General features: G+C 70.6%; 21 protein-coding genes. 14 read left to right on the top strand and 7 right to left on the bottom strand.

Features of this window, described 5'->3' with window-relative positions; all coding sequences use genetic code 11:
* Window positions 1–143: 143 nt before the first annotated feature.
* Entirely contained in the window at window positions 144–2,045 is a 1,902-nt protein-coding gene (locus E1202_RS06625; RefSeq protein WP_132681661.1) for an alkyl/aryl-sulfatase, read from the bottom strand.
* Between the two features lie 217 nt (window positions 2,046–2,262).
* Between E1202_RS06625 and E1202_RS06620 the strand changes: the two genes are divergently transcribed.
* From E1202_RS06620 to E1202_RS06600, 5 genes are all read left to right on the top strand, one after another.
* Complete coding sequence (locus E1202_RS06620) at window positions 2,263–3,324, top strand: AI-2E family transporter (protein ID WP_165943756.1); 1,062 nt, start codon at window positions 2,263–2,265, stop codon at window positions 3,322–3,324.
* An 84-nt stretch (window positions 3,325–3,408) separates the two neighbouring features.
* Window positions 3,409–4,020: a DUF7144 family membrane protein gene (locus E1202_RS06615; RefSeq protein ID WP_165943755.1), complete on the top strand. Its 612-nt coding sequence runs from the start codon at window positions 3,409–3,411 to the stop codon at window positions 4,018–4,020.
* Between the two features lie 420 nt (window positions 4,021–4,440).
* Window positions 4,441–4,866, top strand: coding sequence for a hypothetical protein (locus tag E1202_RS06610; RefSeq protein WP_132681658.1), 426 nt, complete (start codon window positions 4,441–4,443; stop codon window positions 4,864–4,866).
* A gap of 99 nt (window positions 4,867–4,965) precedes the next feature.
* Window positions 4,966–7,956 (top strand): glycine--tRNA ligase, encoded by a 2,991-nt coding sequence (locus tag E1202_RS06605; RefSeq protein WP_235877789.1) that lies wholly within the window; start codon window positions 4,966–4,968, stop codon window positions 7,954–7,956.
* 70 nt (window positions 7,957–8,026) lie between these two features.
* Window positions 8,027–8,311: a hypothetical protein gene (locus E1202_RS06600; protein WP_207918489.1), complete on the top strand. Its 285-nt coding sequence runs from the start codon at window positions 8,027–8,029 to the stop codon at window positions 8,309–8,311.
* Window position 8,312: 1 nt separating this feature from the next.
* Here the strand turns inward: E1202_RS06600 and E1202_RS06595 are convergent, their stop codons facing one another.
* The 3 genes from E1202_RS06595 to E1202_RS06585 all read right to left on the bottom strand — a co-directional run bounded on the left by E1202_RS06595 (window position 8,313) and on the right by E1202_RS06585 (window position 10,708).
* A complete protein-coding gene (locus tag E1202_RS06595) occupies window positions 8,313–8,882 on the bottom strand; it encodes a hypothetical protein (RefSeq protein WP_132681657.1) in 570 nt (189 codons plus the stop codon).
* A 124-nt stretch (window positions 8,883–9,006) separates the two neighbouring features.
* Entirely contained in the window at window positions 9,007–9,519 is a 513-nt protein-coding gene (locus E1202_RS06590) for a hypothetical protein (protein WP_132681656.1), read from the bottom strand.
* 133 nt (window positions 9,520–9,652) lie between these two features.
* A complete protein-coding gene (locus E1202_RS06585) occupies window positions 9,653–10,708 on the bottom strand; it encodes a sodium:calcium antiporter (protein ID WP_132681655.1) in 1,056 nt (351 codons plus the stop codon).
* 149 nt (window positions 10,709–10,857) lie between these two features.
* Between E1202_RS06585 and E1202_RS06580 the strand changes: the two genes are divergently transcribed.
* The 4 genes from E1202_RS06580 (at window position 10,858) to E1202_RS06565 (ending at window position 15,788) form a co-directional block, all read left to right on the top strand.
* Window positions 10,858–11,409 (top strand): Chromate resistance protein ChrB, encoded by a 552-nt coding sequence (locus tag E1202_RS06580; protein WP_165943754.1) that lies wholly within the window; start codon window positions 10,858–10,860, stop codon window positions 11,407–11,409.
* Window positions 11,410–11,469: 60 nt separating this feature from the next.
* Window positions 11,470–11,886: a YkvA family protein gene (locus E1202_RS06575; RefSeq protein ID WP_132681654.1), complete on the top strand. Its 417-nt coding sequence runs from the start codon at window positions 11,470–11,472 to the stop codon at window positions 11,884–11,886.
* A 144-nt stretch (window positions 11,887–12,030) separates the two neighbouring features.
* Window positions 12,031–14,130: an AfsR/SARP family transcriptional regulator gene (locus E1202_RS06570; protein ID WP_132681653.1), complete on the top strand. Its 2,100-nt coding sequence runs from the start codon at window positions 12,031–12,033 to the stop codon at window positions 14,128–14,130.
* A 98-nt stretch (window positions 14,131–14,228) separates the two neighbouring features.
* Window positions 14,229–15,788, top strand: a complete 1,560-nt coding sequence (locus tag E1202_RS06565; protein ID WP_132681652.1) for a substrate-binding domain-containing protein — start codon at window positions 14,229–14,231, stop codon at window positions 15,786–15,788.
* A gap of 62 nt (window positions 15,789–15,850) precedes the next feature.
* Here the strand turns inward: E1202_RS06565 and E1202_RS06560 are convergent, their stop codons facing one another.
* Window positions 15,851–16,738: a LysR family transcriptional regulator gene (locus tag E1202_RS06560; protein ID WP_132681651.1), complete on the bottom strand. Its 888-nt coding sequence runs from the start codon at window positions 16,736–16,738 to the stop codon at window positions 15,851–15,853.
* 91 nt (window positions 16,739–16,829) lie between these two features.
* Here E1202_RS06560 and E1202_RS06555 point away from each other — a divergent pair, with 91 nt between their 5' ends.
* Complete coding sequence (locus E1202_RS06555; protein WP_132681650.1) at window positions 16,830–17,186, top strand: YybH family protein; 357 nt, start codon at window positions 16,830–16,832, stop codon at window positions 17,184–17,186.
* 7 nt (window positions 17,187–17,193) lie between these two features.
* Here the strand turns inward: E1202_RS06555 and E1202_RS06550 are convergent, their stop codons facing one another.
* Together E1202_RS06550 and E1202_RS06545 are read right to left on the bottom strand one after the other, a co-directional pair.
* Window positions 17,194–19,098, bottom strand: coding sequence for a UvrD-helicase domain-containing protein (locus E1202_RS06550; protein WP_132681649.1), 1,905 nt, complete (start codon window positions 19,096–19,098; stop codon window positions 17,194–17,196).
* 107 nt (window positions 19,099–19,205) lie between these two features.
* A complete protein-coding gene (locus E1202_RS06545; protein ID WP_235877787.1) occupies window positions 19,206–20,864 on the bottom strand; it encodes a DUF885 domain-containing protein in 1,659 nt (552 codons plus the stop codon).
* A 77-nt stretch (window positions 20,865–20,941) separates the two neighbouring features.
* On the opposite strand from E1202_RS06545, the gene E1202_RS06540 reads away from it, so the two are divergent.
* From E1202_RS06540 to E1202_RS06525, 4 genes are all read left to right on the top strand, one after another.
* Window positions 20,942–21,763, top strand: coding sequence for a GNAT family N-acetyltransferase (locus tag E1202_RS06540; RefSeq protein WP_132681647.1), 822 nt, complete (start codon window positions 20,942–20,944; stop codon window positions 21,761–21,763).
* Window positions 21,764–22,102: 339 nt separating this feature from the next.
* Window positions 22,103–23,353 (top strand): MFS transporter, encoded by a 1,251-nt coding sequence (locus E1202_RS06535; protein WP_207918488.1) that lies wholly within the window; start codon window positions 22,103–22,105, stop codon window positions 23,351–23,353.
* A 67-nt stretch (window positions 23,354–23,420) separates the two neighbouring features.
* Window positions 23,421–23,672, top strand: coding sequence for a DUF6158 family protein (locus E1202_RS06530; RefSeq protein ID WP_235877784.1), 252 nt, complete (start codon window positions 23,421–23,423; stop codon window positions 23,670–23,672).
* Window positions 23,665–25,008, top strand: coding sequence for an NAD(P)/FAD-dependent oxidoreductase (locus tag E1202_RS06525; RefSeq protein ID WP_132681646.1), 1,344 nt, complete (start codon window positions 23,665–23,667; stop codon window positions 25,006–25,008). Before E1202_RS06530 ends, E1202_RS06525 begins: the two co-directional genes overlap by 8 nt.
* The last annotated feature ends 173 nt before the right edge of the window (window positions 25,009–25,181 follow it).

Below are 25,181 nucleotides of genomic sequence, written 5' to 3'. Positions count from 1 at the left end.
GTCGTGTTAGTAGCGGGGGCCGAGCCCCCGCAGGCCCCCACGGTGCGGTGGCCGGGTTCGGCTTCGTCCCTCGTGGTGTTCCCGGCCTGGTCTCCGCAGGCAAACGCGGCTCTCCTGGTGCTCCTCGTCTTCTTCCCGGTGTTTCATGGGGTGACGATGGTGAAGTTCGGGTTCGGGTTGGCCAGGTAGCTGAAGAGTTCGGTGATTCTTCCCGGGTTCCCCGTTGTTCGTGCGCGGCCTTCGGCTACCAGGTCGTCGGTGGTCGTGGCGCCCAGGAGGACTTCTCGGAGGCTTTGCTCTTCGAGGGTGACCTCGGCGTCGGGTTCGCCGGCCGCCGGTCCTGTTCCTCTGATGTGGACCATGACCCCGTTGCGGAGGCGCTGGGTGTGCTGCCGGCCGCCGTCGACGTTCCAGCGGATCGTGATGTCCGCGTCCCAGCACTTCGGACCGTCCACCCTGATGGCCAGCGCCGCGAAGAGCTGATCCAGGTCCAGCGCGCGGAGCACGTCCGGTGACGAGGTCACCGTGGGCGTGCCGACCGGTCCGTGGCGCAGTTCGTGGGCTCCCATGAGGTAGAAGTTGCGCCAGGGACCGTTCTCGCAGCCGTAGCCGAGCTGCTCCAGGGCGTCCGCCTGCAGCGCCCGGGCCTCCTCGTGGTCTGGCCGGGCGAACACCACGTGGTTGACGACCTGCGCGACCCAGCGGAAGTCACCCTCCTCGAAGGACTCGCGGGCGCGCCGGACCACCTCGTCGGCGCCGCCCATGAACTCCACGTACCGCTCGGCGGCCTCGGCGGGAGGGTGTTCCCACAGGTGGGCCGGGTTCCCGTCGAACCAGCCCAGGTACTTCTGGTAGACCGCCTTGGTGTTGTGGCTGACCGAGCCGTAGTACCCGTGGGTGTGCCAGGCGCGCTCCAGCCCGGGAGGCATCTCCATCCGCTCGGCGATCTCCAGCGGCGTCAAGCCCTCGTTGATCATCCGCAGCGTCTGGTCGTGCAGGTAGGCGTAGAGGTCGCGCTGCTCGGACAGGAATTCGACGACGCGGTCGCGGCCGACCACGGGCCAGTGGTGGGAGGCGAAGGCGATGTCGGAACCCTCGGCGAACAGGTCGATGGCCTCGGTGAGGTAGTCCGCCCAGGCGTGCGGGTCGCGCACCTCCGCTCCGCGCAGGGTCAGCAGGTTGTGCAGGTTGTGGGTGGCGTTCTCGGCCATGCACAGCGCCGCGTGGTCCGGGAAGTGGATGTTGAGCTCCGCCGGGGCCTCGGTGCCCGGCGTGAGCTGGAAGACCATCCGGATCCCGTCGACGATCTCCGACTGGCCGGTCTCGGTGATGTCGTGGGTCGGCGGCACCATGCCGAGAGCACCGGTCGAGGTGGTCGGGCCCAACCCCGCGCCGATCTGTCCCCGTGGCCCCTTGGCCAGCGCGGCTCCGTACATGTAGGCCGCGCGGCGGGCCATGGCGGTGCCGGCGTAGACGTTCTCGCTGACCGCGTGCGCCACGAATCCTCGCGGCGCGAGCACCGGAATGCCGGCCTCGAGCTCCGCCTCGGTGACGACGCCGCGAACTCCGCCGAAGTGGTCGGCGTGGCTGTGGGTGTAGAGCACGCCGGTCACCGGGCGGTCGCCGCGGTGACTGCGGTAGAGCGTGAGCGCCGCAGCAGCGGTCTCCGCGGACAGCAGCGGATCGATGACCAGCACTCCGCGGGAACCTTCCACGACCGTCATGTTGGACAGGTCGAAACCGCGGACCTGGTAGATGCCCTCCACGACCTCGAAGAGACCGTGCTCGACGCACAACCGGCTCTGCCGCCACAGACTGGGGTTGGCCGTGTCGGGGCAGTCCTGGGCGAGGAAGCCGTAGGCGTCCAGGTCCCACACGACCGCTCCCGACGAGTCGCGGATGAGCGGATCCTCGGCCGTCCCGAGGAAGCCGCGGCGGGCGTCGTCGAGGTCGCGGGTGTCGTCGAACGGGAACGTCTCGCGCACCGCCGCGTTGCCCGCCGCGATCGCCGGCCGAGCGGGCTGAGGACTGGTTTCCAGGGACATCACGACCTCCCGTTCGGCGGGTTGGCGACACCGCCTTCGCGACCTCCGGCAATCGTCACCGGAGACGTCCGCCTGCGCCAACCGGGCGCGGGACACCGCGTGCCGACCCGTCCGGGTGACACGAGCAGGCCCGGGCGGCGGGCGCGGGATCGCGTTCGGAATGCGCCGGGAGCTCGGGAACCTACGCTCGGTTCGGGCGTTCGGGAGGGCGGTGCGGATGTCGGCGAACACGTCGGGCGAACGGCGGGGCGGACCGGATCCGCTCCTGCGCCACGCGCAGATCGCCTGCGTGTACCTGGCCGTGGGCGTGCTCGCGGTCCTCGCCTACGCGGTTCGCGGCATGCTCGTGCTGGTGTTCCTGGGCTTCTTCCTCGCCCTCGGAGTGGAACCGGTGGTCGGCTGGTTGCAGCGGCATCGCTGGCGACGCGGCCCGGCGGTCGGCGCGGTCGTGCTGGGGCTGCTGCTCCTCCTCGGAGTGGCGATCCTGCTGGTGCTCGTCCCCGCCATCAGCCAGGTCGGGCACTTCGTCGAGCGCATCCCGAGCCTGGTGTCCGGAGTCGGTGCGAACCTCGGATCCGGTGAGCTGCGCGCCCATCTGCGCGATCCGGCGCTGCACGAGCAGGTCAAGGCCGCGGCGAGCAGCGCGGCGAGCGTCGTCCTGCAGGCGCTCACCGCTGGGTTCACCGCGCTGGGAGTGGTTTTCGGCGGTGTCTTCGCCGCCGTCACCGTCGGCGCGCTGATGGTCTACTTCTCGCTCGCCATGCCGCGACTCCACAGCGCGGTGGCGCGCTCCGGCGAAGGGCATCCGGGCCGGGCGGACGCCCTGCACGCCGCGATGGGCCGGGTGAGCGGCTACGTCACCGGTCAGGTCGTCGTATCGTTGTGCGCCGGTGCCGCGTCGTACGTGTTCTTCCTGGTCGTGGGCGTGCCCTACCCCGCGTTGCTCGCCGTGGTGGTCGCGCTGCTGGACACGATCCCGCAGCTCGGCGCGACGCTCGCCTCGCTGGCCGCGACGCTGGTGGCGTTGAGCCAGGGGCTCTCGCTGGCCGTCGTCACGCTGCTGTTCTTCGTCGTCTACCAGGCGGTCGAGAACTATCTGATCGCTCCGCGGGTGTTCGCCCGGACCGTCGAGTTGAGCCCCCTGGAGGCGTTCGTCGCGATCCTCGTCGGAGGTGCGTTGGCCGGTGTGCTCGGCGCGATGCTGGCGCTCCCCGTGGCCGCCGCGTTGAAGATCCTCGTCCGCCACGCGCAGGTGGAGATTCGGGGGAGCGCGACGTGATCCCCGGCTCCGCGAACGGTCCCGATGATGTCGTGCACCGGGTCGAAAGTCCTGGTCAGGCTGCGGATTCGGGGAAACGGAGTGATGCTGGCCCCACAACACCTCGGCGAGGAGGAGGCGTTCGACATGTCCAGTCCGAACACGGGACAACAGGCCGGCGGCGAACGGCCGACCGAGCGGCAGGTATCCGAGCAGCGCCAGGCGCCTGAGCAGCGGCAAGCGTCTGAGCCGCGGCACGCGGCCGAGCCGCAGCAGGCGGATGAACAGCGGCAGGCAGCCGGGCAGCGGCAGGAATGGGCGATGTCCAGGGCCCGGTCGGATGCCGGTGGAGCGGGGTGGCTGGCCTTCGGCGGCTGGGTGCTGGCGCTGGCCGGTGCCTTCAACATCATCGCCGGGCTGACCTCGCTGTTCCGCCCCGACTACTTCGTGGTCGGCGGTGGCGAGCTGCTGGTGTTCAACTTCGACGCGTGGGGATACATCTGGCTGGCCTTCGGACTCCTTCAGCTGCTGGCCGGTGCGGGGTGCCTCGCCGGGCAGCGGTGGGCTCGGATGACCGGGATCGGCCTGGCCGGGTTGTCGGCGATCGGGCACCTGACCTTCCTGGCGGCCTTCCCGGTCTGGGAGCTCGCCTCGATCGCGCTCGCGGTGCTGGTCATGTACGCCCTGGTGGTGCCGGACAAGAACGCCGTCGCCTGAGCTCGGCGGGGCGCAGCGGCGGTTCCGGTCCGAACCGCCCATGATCGGACTCCCCTTCGTCCGGTGAGTTCGGACCAGAACCGCCCGCGGCTTGCGCCCCTCACCAAGCGGACCGGGTCGCTCGCGCCCGGTCCGCTTGGTGGCGAGTGGGGCGGATGAGCTCGATTTGGAACGAACGATTTTCAGATTCTCCCGAGGATGTGAGTCCAGACGCAGCGATCTGCGTGACATCTGGCCTGGGTTTACCCCCATTCGGAACAGCGCTCATCACGCTACGACCTCTCCGGGCCGATGTGGGTGAGGCAACGGGTGGCCGGACCAGCCTTGCCTGACTCTCAAGGCCGGGGTGCCCATCCGGACGGTGTTGGTCCGAATCGCCCGTGGTCGAGGTTCGATGGGCCTGGTCGCGGCTGCCGCTGGGTGGGGGAGGCAGCGGGCCGCGCCCTGGCGGAATGGGCGCTCGACGACACCGGGCTGACCAGGCTGGAGCGGATCGCGGACGCCGCCAACGGGGCCTCGGCGGCTGGCCGAGCGCATCGGCTTCACGCCCGCCCGGACGTTGCTCGACCACGTGGAGAACCGCAACGGCACCTCCTCGGACGCCGTGCTCGTCGTGATGCGCGAGGCACGCTGAAGTTCGACCCGACCGCGTCCTCGCGGGTTCCGGCGCCGCTCCACCGATTTCGGCCCCACCGGCCGGAATCGGCGGGCGCTGGTGTCGCGGCACGACCCGAGCGCCCGGTTCACCCACGCGCGGTCCGCGCCCAGTCCGGCCCGCCCGCCGACGTCGGGTTCGCCACCCCGGAGGAGGCCGCCCGGCTGGTCCTCGACACCCTGGGGCGATGATGACGGTGAGCAGGCGCTGAAACCGAGCGTGGCAGAATGCGCGTGTTCGAAAAACCCAGAGTATCCACATGACCACGGGCGATGAAGGGTTCGGAACCGGTGACCGAGAGCAGCACACCGACGATGCAGGACGCGCTGCTGGCGCTGCAACGCTACTGGACCGAACGAGGTTGCATGATCATGCAGCCGTTCAACACCGAGGTCGGAGCCGGCACCGCCAACCCCGCCACGATGCTGCGGGTGCTCGGTCCGGAGCCCTGGCACGTCGGATACGTCGAGCCCAGCGTCCGCCCTGACGACGCCCGCTACGGCGAGAACCCGAACCGGCTGCAGACGCACACCCAGTTCCAGGTGATCCTCAAGCCCGACCCGGGCAACCCGCAGGAGCTCTACCTGGGCAGCCTCGAAGCGCTCGGCGTGGACACCAAGGCGCACGACATCCGCTTCGTGGAGGACAACTGGGCGTCCCCGGCGCTGGGCGCCTGGGGCCTGGGCTGGGAGGTCTGGCTCGACGGGCTGGAGATCTCGCAGTTCACCTACTTCCAGCAGGCCGGTGGCCTGGTGCTCGACCCGGTGTCGGTGGAGATCACCTACGGCATCGAGCGCATCATCATGGCGCTGCAGGGCGTCGACCACTTCAAGGACATCCGCTACTCCGACGGCGTCTCCTACGGCGAGATCTTCGGCCAGTCCGAGTACGAGATGAGCCGCTACTACCTCGACGACGCCGACATCGAGGCCACCCACCGCATGTTCGACACCAGCGCCGCCGAAGCGGACCGGCTGCTGGACCTGCGGTTGCCCTCGCCGGCGTACGTGCACGTGCTCAAGTGCAGCCACATGTTCAACGTTCTCGACGCGCGCGGCGCCATCAGCACCACCGAGCGCGCCAAGGCGTTCGGGCAGATGCGCAGTCTCACCCGCCGCGTCGCCCAGCTGTGGGCGGAGCGCCGCGACGAGCTCGGCCACCCGCTCGGCGTGGTCGAGGCGGTGCCCGCCGCGACGGCCGGTGAGCTGCCGACGGTGAGCGAACCTGCGACGCTGCTGTTCGAGATCGGTCTGGAAGAGCTCCCGCACGCGGACGTGTCCACGATGGCCGGTTCGGTGCGCGACTCGCTGGAGTCCAAGCTCGCCTCGACCCGCCTGGCGCACGGCGAGATCAGCGCCTTCGCGACGCCGCGGCGCATCATCGTGCAGGTCGCGGACGTCGCTCCGGCCGAGCCGGACGCCGAGCGCACCGTGCGCGGCCCGAAGACCTCCGCCGCCTTCGGCGAGGACGGCACGCCCACCAAGGCCGCGCAGGGCTTCGCGGGCAAGCACGGCGTCTCCCCCGAGGAGCTCAGCCGCGTCGAGGCCGACGGCGTCGAGCACGTCGCCGTGGTGCGCACCGAGCAGGGCCGCACCGCCCCGGTCGTGCTGGCCGACCTGCTCGCCCAGCTGGTGGGCGAGCTGCGCGCCGACAAGAACATGCGCTGGCGCGACCCGAAGCTGTCCTTCAGCCGCCCGGTCCGCTGGCTGCTCGCGCTGCTCGGCGACACCCCGCTGCCGGTGGCGGTGTCCTCGCTGGTCAGCGGCACCACGACCCGGGTGCACCGCACCGCCGCCGAGCCCGAGGTGCCGGTGGCCTCCGCCGACGGCTACCTGGAGTTCCTGGCCGGGCACGGCATCGTCGCCGATGCCGCCGAGCGTCGCCGAGCGATCGTCGGTGCCGCCACCGAGCTCGCGGCGAGCGTCGGCGGCACCGTCGACCTCGCCGGTGAGGCCGGGCTGGTCGACGAGGTCACCAACCTGGTCGAGCGGCCCAACCCGATCCTGGGCGGTTTCGCCGAGCGCTACCTGGAACTGCCCGAGCAGATCCTCACCACCGTGATGCGCAAGCACCAGCGCTACCTGCCGGTGCGCGGCGAGAACGGCCTGCTGCCCCACTTCGTGGCCGTCGCCAACGGCGACTGCGACGTCGACCTCGTCCGCGAGGGCAACGAGTCGGTGCTCCGCGCTCGCTACGAGGACGCCGCGTTCTTCTGGCGCGCCGACCTCAAGCGCAAGCCCGAGGAGCTGCGCGAGGGTCTGCACAAGCTGACCTTCGAGGAGCGGCTGGGCTCGATGGCCGACCGCGCCGACCGCATCACCCGGGTCGGTGTCGCCCTCGGCGCCACGACCGGGCTGTCCGGGGCGGATCAGGAGACCGTCGCGCGCGCCGGTGCGCTGGCGAAGTTCGACCTCGCCTCGCAGATGGTCGTCGAGCTCTCGGGCCTGGCGGGCACCATGGCCCGCGAGTACGCGCTGCGCGCGGGCGAAACCCCGGCCGTGGCAACGGCTCTGGCCGAGATGGAGCAGCCGCGCGGAGCCGGTGACAAGCTCCCGGAGAGCAACCCGGGCGCGGTGCTGGCGCTGGCCGACCGGTTCGACCTGCTCGCGAGCCTGTTCGCGATCGGTGCCAACCCGACCGGCAGCTCCGACCCGTTCGGCCTCCGCCGCGCCGCCGGTGGTGTGGTGACGATCCTGCGTGCCACCCCGGCGGCCAGCGCCATCACGCTGCGGGCGGGTCTGGAGGCCGCGAGCACCGAGGTCGCCTCGCAGGGCTCCACGCTCAGCGACGAGGCCCTGGCCGAGGCGCACGAGTTCATCGTCCGCCGCTACGAGCAGCAGCTGCTCGACGCCGACCACGAGCACCGGCTCGTGCAGGCGGTCCTCCCGCTCGCCGACGCCCCGGCGGTGGCCGACACGACGCTGGCCGAGCTGGAGAAGCGGATCAACGACGAGGACTTCGCCGCGCTGGTCGCAGTGATCCAGCGGGCCCGCCGCATCGTCCCGGAGGGCACCGAGCCCGCCTACGACGCGGACCGCCTCACCGATCAGGCCGAGCGCGACCTGCACACCGCGGTCGCCGAGGTCGCCGGCCGGTTGTCGGACACCACGACCCTCGCCGAGTTCACCACGATCGCCGGCCCGCTGGTGGCCCCGATCAACACGTTCTTCGACGAGGTCATGGTCATGGCCGAGGACGCCGAGCTCCGCAAGGCCCGCCTCGGCCTGCTGGCCACCATCACCGGCCTCGCCGACGCGGTCCTCGACTGGCGAGCTCTCTGACGCACACCACCAGGGGGGCCCGGATCCGTCGAGGATCCGGGCCCCTTGTGCCACGCCCGCGAAGTTCGCGATGAGCGAGTTCGACCGCGCCATCGGTCACCACCGCCGCTACCGCACCGCCGGTCTCGCGCGGGTGCTGGGCGACGCGGGCCTGGAGGTGCAGCGCTGCCACTACATCAACGGCCCCGGGCTGCTGGCCTGGTACGTCACCTGCCGATTTCTGGGCGGTCGGCCCAAGGAAGGCGCCCTGCTGACGGCCTACGACAAGCTGTACGTGCCGATCGAGCGGCGCATCGAGCCCAAGATCCGGATGCCGTTCGGGCAGTCGGTGTTCGCGGTCGCGCGGTGCCGCTGATTCAGCCCGCCAGGGTCAGGGTGGGGAGGTCGGTGCCGATGGTGCCGACGACGACCTGTCCGTGGAGGTAGGGGACGCGCAGGGCGCTGAGGCCGTCGGCGCTGATCCGGGTGCCCGAGGTCGTGGCTCCGGCGAAGGAGATCTCCACGGGCTCGGGGACGGCGGCCTGGGCGCGGTCCCAGCTCTCCCTGGGGCTGGTGCGCTTGAGCTCCTCGTACGAGGAGTGCCGGAAACGCAGGAAGGTGCTCAGCACCTCGGGCAGCAGGTGCTCCTCGACCTCCTCACCGGCCATCGGGATGCTGGTGATCACCACGACGTCCGAAGAACGGCCGGTGCCGTAGGCCAGCCGCACGTCCCGCAGCTGCAGGCCGAACCCGGAGGTGCCGACGACCACGGGCTCTCCGGGGCCGTCGGCGAGCACCGCGAGCGGGTGGCCGAGCGCGAACGCCGCCTCGGCGACGGTGGGCTTGGTCTTGCGAGAGATGTGGACCAGCCGCAGCGCGTCGTCGTAGCTGCGGCCGGTTTTGGCGGTGAGGTCGCGGGCCTTTTCCTCATCGGACTTTCGGGTCATCGAGCGGGTCTCCCCAGGGGTGTTGGAACGTTGATCGAACGCTAGCGGCGCCCCCGGCGAAACCCAACCCCGAGATTCGACCCTGACCCTTCTGACCTGCTACGACCTCACGAACTTCAGGGTGTCAGCAGGCGTCCATGCCCGCCACGTCCTCCAGGCCGAAGTCAGCGAGGTACCCGTCGTCCTTGAACGCGAAGATGTAGCGCACTCCCGGCCGTCCCGGAACGTCCGCGCCGTAGGTGAAGTCCATCGGCGGCACGTTGTACAGGTCCGGGTAGATCGCCCGGACCTGGTCGAGGGTCTGACCGAACCCGGCGCCCTCGGGCGTCCGCATCCTGTCGGTGCCCTGGATCTCCACCACGCCGCGGGTGGGGTGGACGAACACGCCGTTGCCCGGGTGACCCTGGCCCTCCTCGGGCCGGAAGTCGAGCACGTTGCAGCCCTGCGGCGGCTCGCCCGGGGTCTCGTCGACGACCAGTCCGGTGGCCAGCGCGTCCTGCTCGGACTGGCCCAGGCACAGCGTCTTGTAGCAGTCCGGCCCGATCGGGACGGGTTCCTCCGCGGCGCTCGCGAGCCCGGTGCCCCCGACGGTCAGCGCCGCGGCCAAAGCCCCCGCGATCCCCAGTGCACGTCGCATGTTCACTCCCCCAGTGAGTCGGTGCGTCCAACACCCAGCAGACGTCCCGGGCACTCCGGAGGTTGCCGCGGTGGGCTCCCGCGATTCAGTTCGAGGACCGATCGTTCTCGCTCGGCGGAGGCCGGGTTCCGCGTCAGTCGAGTTCGATGGGGACGGTGCCGAGAACGCCGTAGCTGACGGCCCAGTACACGACATAACCGGCGAGCAGCACGAAGCCGTGCCAGCGGCGCAGGCGCCCGGTGGACAGGAAGTACGCGGCCAGCGCCGTGAGCACCACCAGAGCGGGCAGGTGCCAGCTGAGCACGCTCGAATCCACCACGAGACCCCCTGCGAGCAGGATGATCCCGAGCTTGCCGGTCACCGAGAACACGACGCTGCCGATGACGTTGCCGACGCCGATCTCCGGAGCTCCGCGCCGGGTGGGTTCGACGGTGAGGAAGATGTCCTCGATGGTCAGCACGAGCGTGGCGATGGTCGCGCCGAACAGCGTGCCTTCGAGGCCGAACTCCTCCAGGATCCCCTCGGTGCCCATGCCGGTGGCCCACGCGCCCGCGATGAGCCCGGCCAGCGCGAGGACCGCGAGCGCGGCTCCGGCCCAGCCGGGCAACCTGCGCGCCTCGGCGAAGGGCATCCGGTCGGCGAAACCGGGCTCCTTCGGCACGTCCGGAGGCAGCTCGGCCACCGCGGTCCCGCCGCCCTCGCGGGTCGTCGCGAACGCCTCGTACAGCTCGGCGTCGCGGAACACCGGTCGCGCGCCCCGGGATTCGCGCACCACGACGTAGCCGAGGAACGCCACGAACAGCGCCAGCAGCACCAGCCCGACGAACACGTTCATCGGCGCGAACGCCACGAACCCGATCAGGACCAGGGGAGCGACGGCGAACAGCACCAGGTAGTCGCGCGGGACGTTCACCTTCGTCGGCGTGAGGATCGCGGCCAGGGCCAGCACGACCCCGGGCAGGGAGAGCGCCGTGCCGAACACGATTCCCAGCGCGACGCCGTCGAGCTCCTCCATGTTGAGCGCCACGCCGAGGAAGATGTCGTCGAATTCGATACCGGTGAAGATGATGGCCAGCAGGAACACCGAGATGCGGAGCCCGGCGGCCATTCCGACGAGATATCCGACGAGCTTCTCGGCGCTGTAGATCAGCAGTGCCGCGCCTGCGGCGAAGATCAGGATCGATTCCATTGGCGCCTCGAAACATCGTGCCGACGGTGCTCGCTGGTCAAAACACCATCGCGTCGCCGAGGGCGGGTGGCAACCCGTTGCTCGACGGGCGGGATCGCATTCGCAATGAACGGGTGGTCGAGCGCAACCGGCGGTGGGGTGTTGCGGCGATGCGGGAGACTGTGGGTGTGACGGCTGGGACGTGGTTGATGCTGGTGTACCGGGTTCCGGGGGAGCCCACGAGGCTGCGGGCGACGGTGTGGCGCCGGCTGAAGGCGGCCGGGGCGGTGTACCTGGCGAACTCGGTGGCCGTGCTGCCGGAGTCGGCCGAGGCCGAGCGGGCGCTGCGCAAGCTGCGGGTCGAGATCGAGGGCATGGGCGGCACCGGGCAGCTGCTGCGGGCCGAGGCCCTGGCGGGGCAGGACGAGGTGGTCGCCGCGTTCCACGGTGCCCGGGACGCCGAGTACGAGGAAGTCCTGTCGCGGTGCGAGGACTTCCAGGCCGAGATCGACAAGGAGACCGAGGCCGGCAAGTTCACCTACGCGGAGCTGGAGGAGAACGAGGAGGACCTCGCCAAGCTCCGCCGCTGGCTGGACAAGATCCGCGCCCGCGACACCCTCGGAGCCCCGCGCGCGGTGGAGACCGTCGCGGCCGTGGACGCCTGCGCTCGCTCCCTGGACGCCTTCGCCGAACGCGTGTACGCGGCTGAGGCGAGCACCTGACCGGATGGTGTCACTCACCAATCCCTACCTGCGAAGTCTAACCATCGTTACACTCGTGGCATGACACTGGTGACTGCCCTGCTGAGCCTCGCCGCGGGTCTGCTGCTGGCCTGGCTGGCGCTCGTGGTGGTCCTGCTGGTGATGTGCCCGCGCAAGGGCGTGCTGTCCGAGGCGCTGCAGCTGCTGCCGGACACCCTGCGCCTGCTGCGCAGGCTGGCGGTCGACCCGGAGATGCCGCGCGGTGTGCGGGTGCGCCTCGGCGCCCTGCTGGCCTACCTCGCGCTGCCGTTCGACCTGGTGCCCGACTTCGTCCCGGTGCTGGGCTACGCCGACGACGCGATCGTCGTGGTTGCGGTGCTGCGGTCCGTGGTGCGCCGGGCCGGTCCCGACGCCGTGCACCGGCATTGGCCGGGCTCGGACGAGGGGTTCGCGGCGTTGTCGCGGCTGGCGGGTCTGCCGCAGCGCTCCCTCGACTAGCGTGAATTTCACGCTTTTGGAATAATCAAGCGCGATTATCGGGTCGATTCTGCTGAAATGCCGCCCGAATTTCTTGCGCGGAAACCCCGGACCCGAGGAAACTCGGTCTCACCATTCGACCTTGTTCTTCGGGGGTGAAATCCGGTGCGGTTCGACGTGCTGGGGCCGGTTCGAGTGCGGCACGGCACCGCGGAGGTACCGGTTCCAGGGCTGCTGCGGCAAAGGCTGCTCGCCCTCCTCCTCGCCCACGCCAACACGCCCGTTTCGGCTGAATGGCTCTCGGCCGCGCTCTGGGGCGGCGAGCCGGAGCGGCGCGGCGGCAGCAAGCTGCACCTGCTGGTCCACCGGCTGCGCAAGACCCTCGGCGAACCTGAACGCCTGGTCTCCGACGCGGGCGGCTACTGGATGCACGTCGAACCCGACGAGCTCGACGTGGAGCGCTTCGAAACGCTGCTGGACCTCGCCGAGCGCAACTTCGACCCGCAGCGCCGGGCCGACATGCTGCGCCAAGCCCTGCGCCTGTGGCGCGGAAGCCCGTACCAGGACCTCGACCTGACCGAGCTGGCCGGCGAGGCGCAGCGCATCGACGAACGCCGCCTGGTCGCGCTGGAACAGCTGCACGCGGCCGAACTCGACTGCGGCAGGCACGCTTTCATCATCGCCGAGCTCACCGAGCTAGTGCGCGAGAACCCGCTGCGGGAACGCCTGCACGCGCTGCTGATGACAGCGCTGTACCGCTCGGGCAGGCAGGCCGACGCGCTCGCGGTCTACCGCCGCGCGCGCCGGACCGTCGTCGACGAGCTGGGGCTGGAACCGGGCCACGCGCTGCGGGAGCTCGAACAGCGCATCCTCGCCGGCGAGCACATCGAGTTCGAGCCGCCCACCGCGCGCCCGGTGACGCGCCCGGCGCAACTTCCGCACGACGTACCGGGTTTCGTCGGTCGCGACGCCGCGCTGGCCGAACTCGACCGGCTCAGCGAGAAGCCCGAGGTGCCCATCGCCGTGGTCGCCGGTACCGCAGGGGTCGGCAAGTCCGCGCTGGTGACGCACTGGGCGCACGCCGCGCGGGACCGCTTCCCGGACGGGCAGCTCTACGTCGACCTGCGCGGCTACGGCCCGGACCAGCCGCTGACGACCACCGAGGTGCTGGCCGGATTCCTGCGCGCCCTGGGCATTCCCGGCGATGCGATCCCCGCCGACGCCACCGAGCGCGCCGCCCGCTTCCGCACCGTGGTCGACCAGCGGCGGATGCTCATCGTGCTGGACAACGCCGCCGCACCGGGCCAGATCCGCCCGCTGCTGCCCGGAACGCCCACGAGCTTCGTGGTCGTCACCAGCCGCGATTCGCTGTCCGGGCTCAGCGCCCGCGACGGCGCGTACCGGCTGGTCCTGGACCGCATGGAGGCCGACGAGGCGCACGCGCTGCTCACCGACCGGCTCGGCGAGCAGGTGATGAGCGCCGAAACCGCCCAGCCGCTGATCGAGCGGTGCGCCCGGCTGCCGCTGGCGCTGCGGGTCGCCGCCGAGCGCATCCACCAGAGCACCAGCCGCGACGTGGGCGAGCTCCTGGAGGACCTCACCGACGAGCAGCGCGGTCTGGACGCGCTGGACACCGGCGACGAGCACACCTCGGTGCGCGCGGTGTTCTCCTGGTCCTACCGGAACCTGCCCGAGGACGCGGCCCGCCTGTTCCGGCTCTACGGCTTCACCTGCAGGCACGCCGGTCACCGCATCGGCGTCTTCGCGCTCACCGCCCTGCTGGGCGCCGACGACGTGCAGACCACGCGGCGGCTGCTGGACGTGCTGGTCCGCGCGCACCTGCTCACCGAGGTCAGCTACGGCCGCTACGAGATGCACGCGCTGCTCGGCGACTACGCGGCCGAACTCGCCGAGCTGGAGCAGGATCGACCGGCGATCGTGGCCCGGTTGTTCGGTTTCTACCTGCACACCGCCGATCAGGCGCTGCGCATCCTGCAGCCGACCCGGGACCCCGACGCGGGCGGCCTGCCGCGACCGGTGGCGATGCCGACCCTGTCGAACCAGGAGTCGGCGGTGAACTGGCTGGACACCGAACGCCCCAACCTCATGTGCGCGGCGGAGAGCGCGGCCAAGGCGGGCATGAACGACCTGGTCGATCTCCTGTTCCGGATGCTCCACGGCTACCTGTCGGGCGAAGCCCGCTACTTCGACGACGCAGAACGCCTCCGAGTCCTGGCGGCAGGAGCCCCCGCCGAAGACTGCTGAACGGGTGGTGAACAGCGCGGGAATTGGTGGCTGAACTCGGTCGATCGAGGACTGGGGGTTAATACCGTTACGACCCAATTCGTTTCGCGGAGGCGGTCGTGACTGGGTTCCCGTGGCAGGAGATCCTCGCAGCTCTCGGTGTGCTGATCCCGGTGATCGCGTTCGTGTGGGAGTTCGCGATCGTCGGGCGCAAGCGGCTCGGCTACCGGATACAGATGGACACCACGCCCTCCGGGCTCAACACGGAGCACGCGCGGGCTTGGCAGCGCTTGGAGCGCAAGTCCGGTGAGCGGCTGAAGCACCCGTCGTTCGTGCTGATCCGCATCGAGAACATCGGCAGCGCGCCCATCAACACCGGCGACTACGCCACGCCCGACACCGACAACCTCGGCCTGTCCGTGAGGTTCCCGGGACGCACCGTCGCCGGAGTGCTGGTCACCGAGCTCAGCGACGACAACCTGGAGAGCTTCTTCCACAAGGACAAGTGGCCGGACGCCAGCGACGAAGAGGAGGAGGACGGCCACAAGGTCGGCATCGTCAAGCTCCCGAAGGTCAAGCTCAACCCCGACGACCACTACAAGGTCCTCGTGGTGCTGGAACGAGCGGGCAAGCAGGAGGGCACGCTGCCCGAGCCCGAGGTGGTCGGCACCATCACCAAGGCCGGGGACGGCCGGATCTCCAAAACCCGCGGCCAGACCGGAACTCCGCGCTGGGTCGTCGCGCTGATCTGCTTCCTGCTCATGGTCGGCCTCACCGAGCCGTTCATCTTCGGCCAGACGATGGGAACGGGCGCCCCGCTGGAATGCGCCAGGGGAACCCTGGAGGTCACCGGCTCCACCGCCTTCAAACCCGTGGTGGACCAGGCGGCCAAGAGCTACGAGGACTACTGCTCCGACGCGGACATCGACACCAGCGGGATGCGCGGCAGCGTCGACGGCCTGCAACGGCTCGAAGGCGAGAGAGACCCGAAGCTCCGAGCGAACACGGTGGTCTTCTCCGATGGCGGCGCGGCCGCCGATTCCCCGGCCCTGGTGCCCCGGCCGAAGGCGTTCATGCTGTTCAGCATCATCGCCAACCCCGGAACCGAGGTCCACAACCTGACGCAGGAGGAGCTCCGCCGCGTGCTGCGCGGCGAGGTGCGCAACTGGGCGGAGCTCGGCGGCAAGAACCTGCCGGTGGTCGTGGTAGACCGCGAATCCGAGTCGGGAACCCGGATGACGTTGGAGGAGCGGTTCTTCGGCTCCTCCGCGCAACCCGGCGAGAACTCGACCGACTGCGAGCAGGTGCGCGGCGACGCCGCCGGGCAGGTGCTGCGCTGCCGGCGCACCAGCACCCCCGCGATGCTGGAGACGGTCGCGAACATCCCCGGGGCCATCGGTTACAGCGAGTCCTTCGCGGCGAACAGCAACCCCGGTGTCATCGAGGTCCGCATCGACGGGCAGGCCGCCGACTTCGACGCCGCCGAGGCGGGCGCCTACCCGTACTGGCAGACCGAGTACGCCTACACCTACGGCGAACCGGCCCCGGAGTCCCTGCCGGCGAAGTTCCTGCGCTTCCTCACCTACCAGGAGGGCGTCGACATCCTGCGGCACTCCGGCCACCGGCCCTGCGCCGAACTCCGCGACGCCGTCAACTGCGAACCTTCCGGGCCGCAGTAACCCGCTTGGGGGGCGAATTCGAAAAGCCCTGGTGCCGCGGTAATCCGTTGGCGGCGAGGGTGTCAGGGAGTGGTGCTGGAGTCGGTTCGAAGGGCTCTGCGGCAGTGGCGGATCATCTCGCGCGCGGCGACGTTGGCCCCGGGCCGCCAGGTGATCGCGAGCAGGGCGGGACCGGTGGCGTCGGTGATCGGCAGCGGGGTGAGACCGGGGTGCTCGGCGGCCATCGACTCGCTGAGGATCGCCACGCCGAGCCCGCGCAGCGCCAGGTCGGCGATCGCGCCCGCCGCACTGGCCTGCAACGCGATCACCGGCTCCACGCCGCGCGCCGCGCAAGCACGGTCGAACACCGCCCGCAGGCCCGTTCCGGGCGGCATGCAGACCACCGGGTGCGCGGCGAGTTCGCCGAGCGCGACCGCGCGCCCGGCCAGCTCGTGATCTTCGGGGACGGCCGCGACCAGCGGCTCGCTGAGGATCGTGAGGGTTTCCAGCCCCTCGGGCGCGGTTTCGGCGCCGATCAGCGCGAGGTCCAGCGTCCCGCTGCGCACGTCCTCGACGAGCCGGTCGGAGTTGTCCTCCCGCAACGACAGCTCCACGCCCGGATGCGCGCGGTGGAATCCGGCGAGCGCGTCGAACAGCGGCGTGACCGTGCAGCCGATGACCATCCCGAGGCTGAGGTTCCCGCGCAGCAGCCCGGTGATCTCACCGACCGCCTGCCCCACGGCGCCCGCCGCGGCCAGCGCGTTGCGCGCGTGCTCCAGCGCCGCCTTGCCCGCCGTGGTCAGCTCCGCCGCTCGCGCGGAGCGGTCGAACAGCTCCGCCCCGAGCTCCTTCTCCAGCCGCCTGATCTGCGCGCTCACCCCGGACTGGCTGATGTGCACGCGCTGCGCGGCCCGGGTGAAGTTCCGCTCCTCGGCCACCGCGACGAAGTACTCCAGCTGACGCAAGTCCACAACCGCTGATTCTAGTTCCCATAAGAACCATCCGTTGGACTTCTGGCGAGGGTCGACGCAGGCTGGACCCGCGGCCGAGAGGAGAACCGACATGCGCGATAAGGCCCGCGAACCCGAAGACCTGACCAGGCTCTTCGTCGAACGAAGCAACGCAGGCGACGCCGAAGGAGTGGCCGAGCTCTACGAACCCGACGCGGTACTGGCCTACCCGCCCGGCGAGACGACGGTGGGCCGCGACGCGATCCAGGCCCTCTGGGAGGAGGTCCTGGCCAATCGCCCCCACTTCGAACCGGAACCCTCGTTGCCCACCCTGATCAGCGGCGACATCGCCCTCACCGCGACCCCGCCCGAGGACGGCACGGGCGCCCGAGCCCAGGTCGCCCGCCGCCAACCCGACGGCACCTGGCTCCGCCTCCTCGACCAACCGGAGTTCCGCCCGCCCCGGTGACGAGCGGTCAGTGGAGGTGGGAGAGCCAGAGGTGGTCCTGGGCCCTGGTCATCGCCACCAGGCGGCGGCGCTCGTGGGTCTCGCGGTCCTCGCGGGAATCAGCAGGGGGAGCGGGTTCGGCGGGCAGGAACACCGTGCGGAACTCCGCTCCCTTCGCCTCCAGGACCGTTCCGACCAGGGTGTCGGAGGTGTCGCGGCCGTCCCAGGTCGCCAGCGGTAGCGCGGTGACACCGGCGTCGCGCAGCACGCGCAGCCAGTGCTCGGTCGCCGACTCGGTCTCGGTGATGATCGCCGCCGACGCGCCGTCGTCGAGCGCCAGCAGCGCGCCCAGCAACGCGCGCTCCTGGTCCTTGCCGTGCCACTCGACGACGCGCCCGCCGCTGCGCACCGGCAGCGCCGCGCTCAACGGCAGCGACGGCCCCTCGTCGTAGCGGTTGATCGCCTCCACCTGCCCGGCGCGTTCCAGCACCATGCCCCGGTTGCGGTAGTCGTTGCGCAGCACCTCACCGCGCCCGTGCAACGAGATGCCGGCTTCGGACAGCCGCCAGCCGCCCGCCAGGGCCTGCTGCTGCCCGTCCCCGACCAACAGCAGCTGATCCGGTTCGTCGCCGCTGATCGCGTGCGCCAGCCGCAGCCCGATCAACGTCAGCTCCTGGGCTTCGTCGACCACCACCCCGGTGTACTGCCGGGGCAGCGGCCGCCGCTCCAGCTCGGCGAGCGCGCGCTTGAGCACGTCGTTGTGGTCGAAGACGCCGCGCTCGGACAGCTCCCGCTCGTAGTCGCAGTAGAAGCGCCAGGCGTGGGACCGGAAATCCGCCGGCAGCTGACCGCCCCGGCCCTTCCGCGAGACCGTCCGGTAGGCGTCGAACGACGAGAGCCCGCGGCCCTTGATCACCCGGTCGATCTCGTCCTTCCAGTACTCCCGCGAGTTCCGGACACCGCGCAGCACCTCGTCCCGCGACCACACCGCGTCGAACGCCCGCCGCACCTCCTGCTCGTCGACGTCGGCCGAACGCCCCCGCCCGGCGAGGAAGTCCCGCGCCCACCCGTGCAGCGAGGTGAACTCGATCTGCCCGGACAGCTCCGGGGCCATCTGCGCGAACCGGCCGGCGGCCCGCTCCGGGACCCGGTCCAGCGGCGCGGTGTAGAGCAGCTTGCCGTCACCGCGACGGGCCAGGTAGGCCAGCCGGTGCAGCGCGAGGGTGGTCTTGCCGGTCCCGGCCGGGCCGCTGATCTGCGCGGGACCGGAGAAGCTGCGACGCACCGCGCCCAGCTGCGCGTCGTCGAGGAAGTAGCGCCAGTCCCGGAAAGGCCACCGGGACGGCGGGGCGACCGGCTCCTGCAACACCTCGGGAACGCTGCCGCGCTGCCTCGGGATGCGCTGGGAGTTCCACATGATCGGCGTCAGGTCGAAGGTGCGGCTGTCGAGGTGCTTGGCCAGCGCCAGCGCCTCGTCGGCGGTCAAGATCCGCTCGCCGCGCTTGAGCAACCGGTCCAGCTCGTCCTCGGTGATCGCCAGGTGATCGGCGCTGCGGCCCTTGCGCCCGGTGTGCTCGATCGGATGCACCACGACCGTGCGCAGCACCGACTCGCTGAGCATCCCGGGCCCGATCGCGGCCCCGGCCAGCAGCTCGGCGGTCCACACGAACGCCGCCCGCGAGTCCTCCCAGTCCGGCTCTGCCTCCCGGAGCAGCACCACCAGCACGCCCATCCGGCCGACGAGCACCAGGTCCGGCCGCTGCCGGGGAGTGTGCGGTGCGAACTGGTTGAGCAACGGGTACCAGCCGTTGTCGCGCTCGGCGGCGAAGCGGTGCAGGACGCGCTTCTGCCACGTCGGCAGAGGCCGGTCCCGCAGCTGGGCCTCCGCTTCGCGCCGGAGTAATTCCTGGCGGTGGTGGAAAGTCCCGGTCACGGCGCCTCCTGTCCAGCTCCACCCGAGCTTGATCGCGCGCAGCGTTGAACACGCTCGGTATCGACATTAATGCGTTCCGTTGCGATTTCGAGCGAGTTGGGACGGCGTCACCTGGATGTAGCAGGGGGCTGATCGTTGACCAGGAACTCCAAAGTGGAGATCGGCAGCGCGCCGTGCCCGAGGACGGTGTCGTGGAACCGGCTGATGTCGAAATCCGAGCCCAGCCGCTGCCGCGCGGCGTCCCGGATCCGCTCGATCTCCAACCGCCCCACCAGGTACGACAGCGCCTGGCCGGGGTAGACGATGTAGCGGTCGACCTCGGAGGCGGCCTCCAGGTCCGACAGGGTCGTGCTGGAGATCATCGTCTCCAGCGCGCGTTGCCTGCTCCAGCCGAACTCGTGCAGCCCGGTGTCGACGACCAGCCGCGCTGCGCGCAGCAGGTCCTGCACGACCATGCCCAGCCGCATCAGGTCCCCGGAGTACAGCCCCATCTCGTCGGCCAGCCGCTCGGTGTAGAGCCCCCAGCCCTCGGTGTAGGCGTTGAACCCGGTGAGCCTGCGCAGCAGCGGCAGCTCGGTGAGCTCCTGGGCCAGGCTGATCTGCAGGTGGTGGCCCGGAACGACCTCGTGGAAGGCGATGACCTCGGCGGCGAACCGAGGGCGCTGCTCGGCGCGCAGCGTGTTCGCGAAGTACACGCCGGGCCGCGAGCCGTCCAGCGCGGGCGACATGTAGAAGCCGATCGGCGTGCTCTCCGACGGGGTGCCCGGCACCGGCCGCACCTCGCACGGCTGCTGCGGCAGCCGCCCGAACCACCGCGGCGCCTCCGCGGTCGCCCTGTCGATCGCCACTCGCGCGGCGGTCAGCATCTCGTCGGGCTCGTTCCAGCACAGCGACCGGTCGGTCTGCATCCGCCGCAGCACCGCCTCCGGATCGGGTTCGCCCCAGAGCCGTTCGCCCAGCCCGGAGATCTCGGCGCGCAGCGACGCCAGCTGCGAGCGCCCGATCTCGTGCAGTTCACCTGGGGTGTGCTCGGTGGTGGTGTGGGCGTGGATGAGCCGCTGGTAGATCTCGTGCCCCTCGGGCAACCAGCACAACCCCGGCTGTTCGGCGTCCCGCGCGTGCGGGGCGATCTCCCGCGCCAGGACCTCGCGGTACTCGGACAGCGCCGGGTTGACCACCTCGCGGATCAGGCGTTCGCGCTGTTCGGAGAGGTCGTCGGGGAGCTGCTGGGTGAGCAGCGGGTCCTGGTCGGGGTGGGCCAGGCGGGAATCCAGGTCCGCGATCGCGCCGTCCAGCAGCAGGCGCACCGGAACCCGCCCGGCCCGCACGCCTTCGCGGTGGCGCTGCGCGGCAGCGGCGGTGAAGTCGGGAACGCGGGCGATCCGCCGCAGGTAGTCCTCGGACTGCTGCCTGCCGCTCACCGGCACCTGCCCGAGGTGGAACAGCAGGCCCGCGACCGGCGCGAACAGGTTGCCGATCACGGTGTACTCGGGGGAGCGGGCGTCGAGCCGGTCGACCGTGGACTGGGCGTGCTGCACGACGACGGCGACGGTCAGCCGCTCCTCCAAGCTGGAGTGGGTGGTGTCGACGGCCATCGCCCGCACCCGGATGTCCTCGGCGTGATCGCGCTGGGTGAGCTCCGCCGCGGCCGAGATGTCCGGCAGCAGGTGATCGCGGCCCGGCAGCCCGTAGAGCGAGGCACCGATCGGGTCGGAGTCGAGTTCGAGATCGAGCAGTTCTTCGGCGAGCTGATCCGGCGTCGTCACGCGAACAATCCTGCCCCTCCGCACCGACATCCGGCAGGGCGACGCGGAACGGGATTGGTTGAGGGGACAATGAACCTGTGGACCCGCTGCACGATCCGGACGACGAGACCCTCCTCGACCCCAGGCAAGCCCGCGAGCTGGCCGGGCTGGTCGAGACCGCCCGCCTGGCCTCGGCCGTGGTCCGCTACGGCATGCGCACCCGGGTGGGCGTGGCGACGGTCGTGCTCAACCAGGACAACCCGCTGCCGGTCGCCAACCACGCGTGCGCCCTGTGGGGCACCGGCGCGCAGGTGGCGGGAACGCTGATGGACCTGGAGCAGGTGTTCGCCGAGGCGGGCCGTTCCGAAGCCGTCGTCTACGCCTCGCCGACGACCGTCGGGGAGATCGAGGGCATCGCCGACGACGCCGCCTGGCGCGCAGTCGAGGAGCAGGTGGTGCTGCTGCACCGCACCCGGGGCTTCAGCCGCGGCGTCACGCGCCCGGCCGAGGACCGCGACCTGGAGGGAATCGTCGAGCTCTACGCCGACGAGACCGGTCTGTCCGAGGAGGGCGAGCAGCGCCTGGCCCGCCACCTGGCACATCGCTTCGACGAGAACCGCAGCGTGCTGCTCGTCGTCGACGACCCGGGCGTCGACCGGATCGCCGGCTTCGTCCAGGGCTTCGTCGAGCGCGGCGTCGGCCTCGTCGAACAGGTCGTGGTCCGCCCGGGCCGCCGTCGGCGCGGCATCGGCCACGACCTGGTCACCGAAGCCTCCGAAGAGCTCCGCCGCATGGGCGCGCTGCTGGTCGCGGCCCACACCGAGGAAGGTGGCACCGCTCAGCGCTTCGCCGAAGCCATCGGCTTCGACGTCGCCTACGGAGTAACGGCCTACGCCCGCAGAATCGACGACTTGCTCTAGAACATTTCTGGCGCTTGCTTTGCGTGGCGGTGCGGGTGGCGGAACCTCAGCGGTCCTCCGGGTCCGGGCGCCACTCCTGATGTATGCCAATACACGGCGTCGCGGCGTCCTCCCCAGAGAACCGCTGAGAACCCGCTGCGGTGCGGGTTGAGTCCCGCACTTGAAGCGACGGCAGCGGCTTTGCCGCATTTGTGAACATCTTTGCTCTCGCGTTCCGCGATCTGGGTTTCGGCCGCGTGGGTGAGGTGCGCGCCACGAAAGCGCTTCGGCGGAATTTCCTCGCATGCGCGTGGCGTTGGTTGCTGTGGCTCGTACTGTCCAGAATCCGGGAGGAAGCCTGTGTCCAGCGGCTCAGCGTCAGAGACGACCACCACGAGCCAGGGCCTCTCCTCCCTGCCCCGGGAGATCTGGATCCTCGGTGCGGGCAGCTTCATCGTCGCCGTCGGCATGGGCATCGTCGCGCCCGCGTTGCCCGCGTTCGCCACGAGTTTCGACGTGGGAGTCACCGCCGCCGGATTCATCGTCAGCGCCTTCGCGATGATGCGCCTGCTGTTCGCCCCGCTGAGCGGACGCCTGGTCTCGGCGGCGGGCGAGCGCACGATCTACGTCATCGGCATCACGATCGTCGGCATCAGCAGCACGGCGTGCGCGTTCGCCGACTCCTACTGGCAGCTGCTGATCTTCCGCGCGCTCGGCGGCATCGGTTCGACGATGTTCACCGTCGCGGGCGTGGGCCTGCTGATCCGGATGTCGCCGCCTCACCTGCGCGGACGCGCTTCGGGAGTGTGGGCGACGAGCTTCCTTCTGGGCAACGTCTCCGGTCCGATCGTCGGCGGCGTGATGGTCGGCTACTCGCTGCGGCTGCCGTTCGTCACCTACGGCATCGCGCTGTTCGGCGCCGCCTTCCTCGGCTGGTTCCTGCTGCGCAAGTCGACGCTGGCCGCCCCGCTGGGTGATGACGCGACCCCGTCGATGCCGCTGGGCGAGGCCATGCGCATGCGCTCCTACGTCGCCTCGCTGCTGTCGAACTTCGGCAACGGCTGGGCGGTCTTCGGCGTGCGCATCGCCCTGGTCCCGCTGTTCGTGGTCGAGGCGCTCAAGGCGCCGCAGTCGATGTCCGGCATCGCCCTGTCGGTGTTCGCCGTCGGCAACGCCGGCGTGCTGCTGCTCTCGGGACGCATGACCGACCGGCACGGCCGCAAGCCGATGGTGCTCATCGGCCTGGTCGTCTCGGGCGTGGCGACGGCGTCGTTGGGCTTCACCACGTCGGTCCCGGTGTTCCTGGCGGCGTCGCTGATCGCGGGCATGGGCGCGGGCGTGCTCAACCCGGCGCAGAACGCGGCGGTCGCCGACATCATCGGCGGCAACAGGCGCGGCGGAACGGTGCTGGCGACGTTCCAGCAGGCCGCTGACCTCGGCGCCATCCTCGGACCGCTGATCGCCGGAGTCCTGGCAGACACCGTCTCCTACCAGGCCGCGTTCCTGGTCACGGGTGCCACGGCGGCCCTCGGCCTGCTGGCCTGGGTGGGTGCTCCGGAGACCCGTCCGCGCCCCGAATCCGGCACCGAACAGGTGCGCGCCGCGGCCTGAGGTGTTGATCGCCCCCGTTCCGGGTACTCGGGTGTGACGCCGCCGGCGTTGCGGTAGCCCCTGCCCGATGCGGGAGGACGACATGAACACCACCGGTATTCCGGGGCACGAGCTGACCGAGGACCTGCTGCTGCGGGAACTCCGGCACCTGCACCAGACGCGCAACGAGACGTTCCTGCACGGCTCGCCGGACGCGCTGCGCGAGCACACCGCCCGCACGTTCGAGCTGGAGCAGGAGTACCTGCGCCGCTATCCGGAGCGCGACGTCGACCCGCGCCGAACGCGCGATGGTGCACGAGGGGAGCCGCAGCATGCCTAGTCCACGCGTGGTGATCATCGGTGGCGGACACGTGGGGCTCACCCTGGCCCTCCGCCTGCAGAAGAAGCTGGACCCGGGTGAGGCGCGGGTGACGGTCATCGACACCCAGCCGCACATGACCTACCAGCCGTTCCTGCCGGAGGCCGCCGCCGGTTCGCTGGAACCGCGTCACGTGGTGGTTCCGCTGCGCGAGGCGCTGCGCCGCTGCGAGGTGCTGACCGCGCAGGTCAACCACATCGATCACGCCAACCGGTGCCTGGCGGCGACGCTGGGCGACGGCAAGGTCGAGACGCTCGACTACGACATCCTGGTTCCGGTCCCGGGCTCGATCTCGCGCGCGCTGCCGATCCCGGGCCTGGCGGAGGAGGGCGTCGGGTTCAAGACCATCGGCGAGGCCATCTACCTGCGCAACCACGTTCTGTCCAGATTGGACATCGCGGCGAGCACCGAGGACGAGCGGTTGCGCCGAAGGCTGCTGACGTTCCTGTTCATCGGCGGCGGCTACGCGGGCATCGAGGCACTGGCGGAGCTGCAGAGCATGGCCCGCTACGCGATCCGCAGCTACCCGCAGCTGTCCGAGCACGACATGCGCTGGGTGCTGGCGGAGGCGATGGGCCGCATCATGCCCGAGGTCAGCCCGCACATGGGCGAGTACACCAAGCAGCAGTTGGAGAACATCGGCATCGAGGTCAAGCTCAACACCACCGCGAGCTCCCTGGTGGACGGGCACGCGGTCCTGTCCGACGGAGACGACTTCCACGCGGACACCATCGTCTGGACCGCCGGCGTCAAACCGCACCCGATGCTGGAGGACAGCGATCTGCCCCGAGATTCCAAGGGGCGCCTGGAATGCACGACCAGGTTGCAGGTCAAGGGCACCGACAACGTGTTCTCGGCAGGCGACTGCGCCGCCGTCCAAGACCTCACCAGCAGCGACCCGGAGGCGTTGACGAGCCCCTCGGCCCAGCACGCGGTCCGCCAGGCGAAGCTGCTGGCGGACAACATCGTCGCCCAGCTGCGCGGCGAGGAGCTGCAGGAGTACCGGCACAAGCACGCGGGCTCGGTCGCGGGCCTGGGCCTGTTCCGGGGCGCGGCGGAGGTCTACGGCATCAAGCTCAAGGGACTCCCGGCGTGGCTGCTGCACCGCGCGTACCACCTGATGAAGATGCCGACGACGTCCCGCAAGGCCCGCATCCTCGGCGACTGGCTCCTGGAACTCCCGTTCCGCCGCCAGGTCGTCGCCCTGGGCGAACTCCACGACCCGAGAGCGGAGTTCGTCAAAGCCGCCAACACCAGAGGCCTGCCGAAACCCCACGGAACGACCGCCGCGGGATGACCGGAGTGACCGTCCTCACGGAGTCCCCACGGCTCCGTGAGGACAGGTGTCGTCGATGAAGGCGACAGCACGCGTTTGCCCAGTTCAGGGCGGTTCGCCACTTTATGGGGACCCCCTGAAAACGGCCCCGAACGGCTGTTGTACTGTATTGGCACACGAGATGAGCGGGGCGG

The sequence above is a fragment of the Saccharopolyspora karakumensis genome (genome assembly GCF_004349225.1).
Classification (GTDB): Bacteria; Actinomycetota; Actinomycetes; order Mycobacteriales; family Pseudonocardiaceae; genus Saccharopolyspora; species Saccharopolyspora endophytica.
Note: the sequence above shows the minus strand (reverse complement) of the source record. Positions and strands in the feature narration are given on the sequence as shown.

Coding starts and splice junctions, on each gene's coding strand:
- E1202_RS06625 (WP_132681661.1), bottom strand. CDS start 2,045: ATGTCCCTGGAAACCAGTCCTCAGCCCGCTCGGCCGGCGATCGCGGCG.
- E1202_RS06620 (WP_165943756.1), top strand. CDS start 2,263: ATGTCGGCGAACACGTCGGGCGAACGGCGGGGCGGACCGGATCCGCTC.
- E1202_RS06615 (WP_165943755.1), top strand. CDS start 3,409: ATGCTGGCCCCACAACACCTCGGCGAGGAGGAGGCGTTCGACATGTCC.
- E1202_RS06600 (WP_207918489.1), top strand. CDS start 8,027: ATGAGCGAGTTCGACCGCGCCATCGGTCACCACCGCCGCTACCGCACC.
- E1202_RS06595 (WP_132681657.1), bottom strand. CDS start 8,882: ATGACCCGAAAGTCCGATGAGGAAAAGGCCCGCGACCTCACCGCCAAA.
- E1202_RS06590 (WP_132681656.1), bottom strand. CDS start 9,519: ATGCGACGTGCACTGGGGATCGCGGGGGCTTTGGCCGCGGCGCTGACC.
- E1202_RS06585 (WP_132681655.1), bottom strand. CDS start 10,708: ATGGAATCGATCCTGATCTTCGCCGCAGGCGCGGCACTGCTGATCTAC.
- E1202_RS06580 (WP_165943754.1), top strand. CDS start 10,858: ATGCGGGAGACTGTGGGTGTGACGGCTGGGACGTGGTTGATGCTGGTG.
- E1202_RS06575 (WP_132681654.1), top strand. CDS start 11,470: ATGACACTGGTGACTGCCCTGCTGAGCCTCGCCGCGGGTCTGCTGCTG.
- E1202_RS06555 (WP_132681650.1), top strand. CDS start 16,830: ATGCGCGATAAGGCCCGCGAACCCGAAGACCTGACCAGGCTCTTCGTC.
- E1202_RS06530 (WP_235877784.1), top strand. CDS start 23,421: ATGCGGGAGGACGACATGAACACCACCGGTATTCCGGGGCACGAGCTG.
- E1202_RS06525 (WP_132681646.1), top strand. CDS start 23,665: ATGCCTAGTCCACGCGTGGTGATCATCGGTGGCGGACACGTGGGGCTC.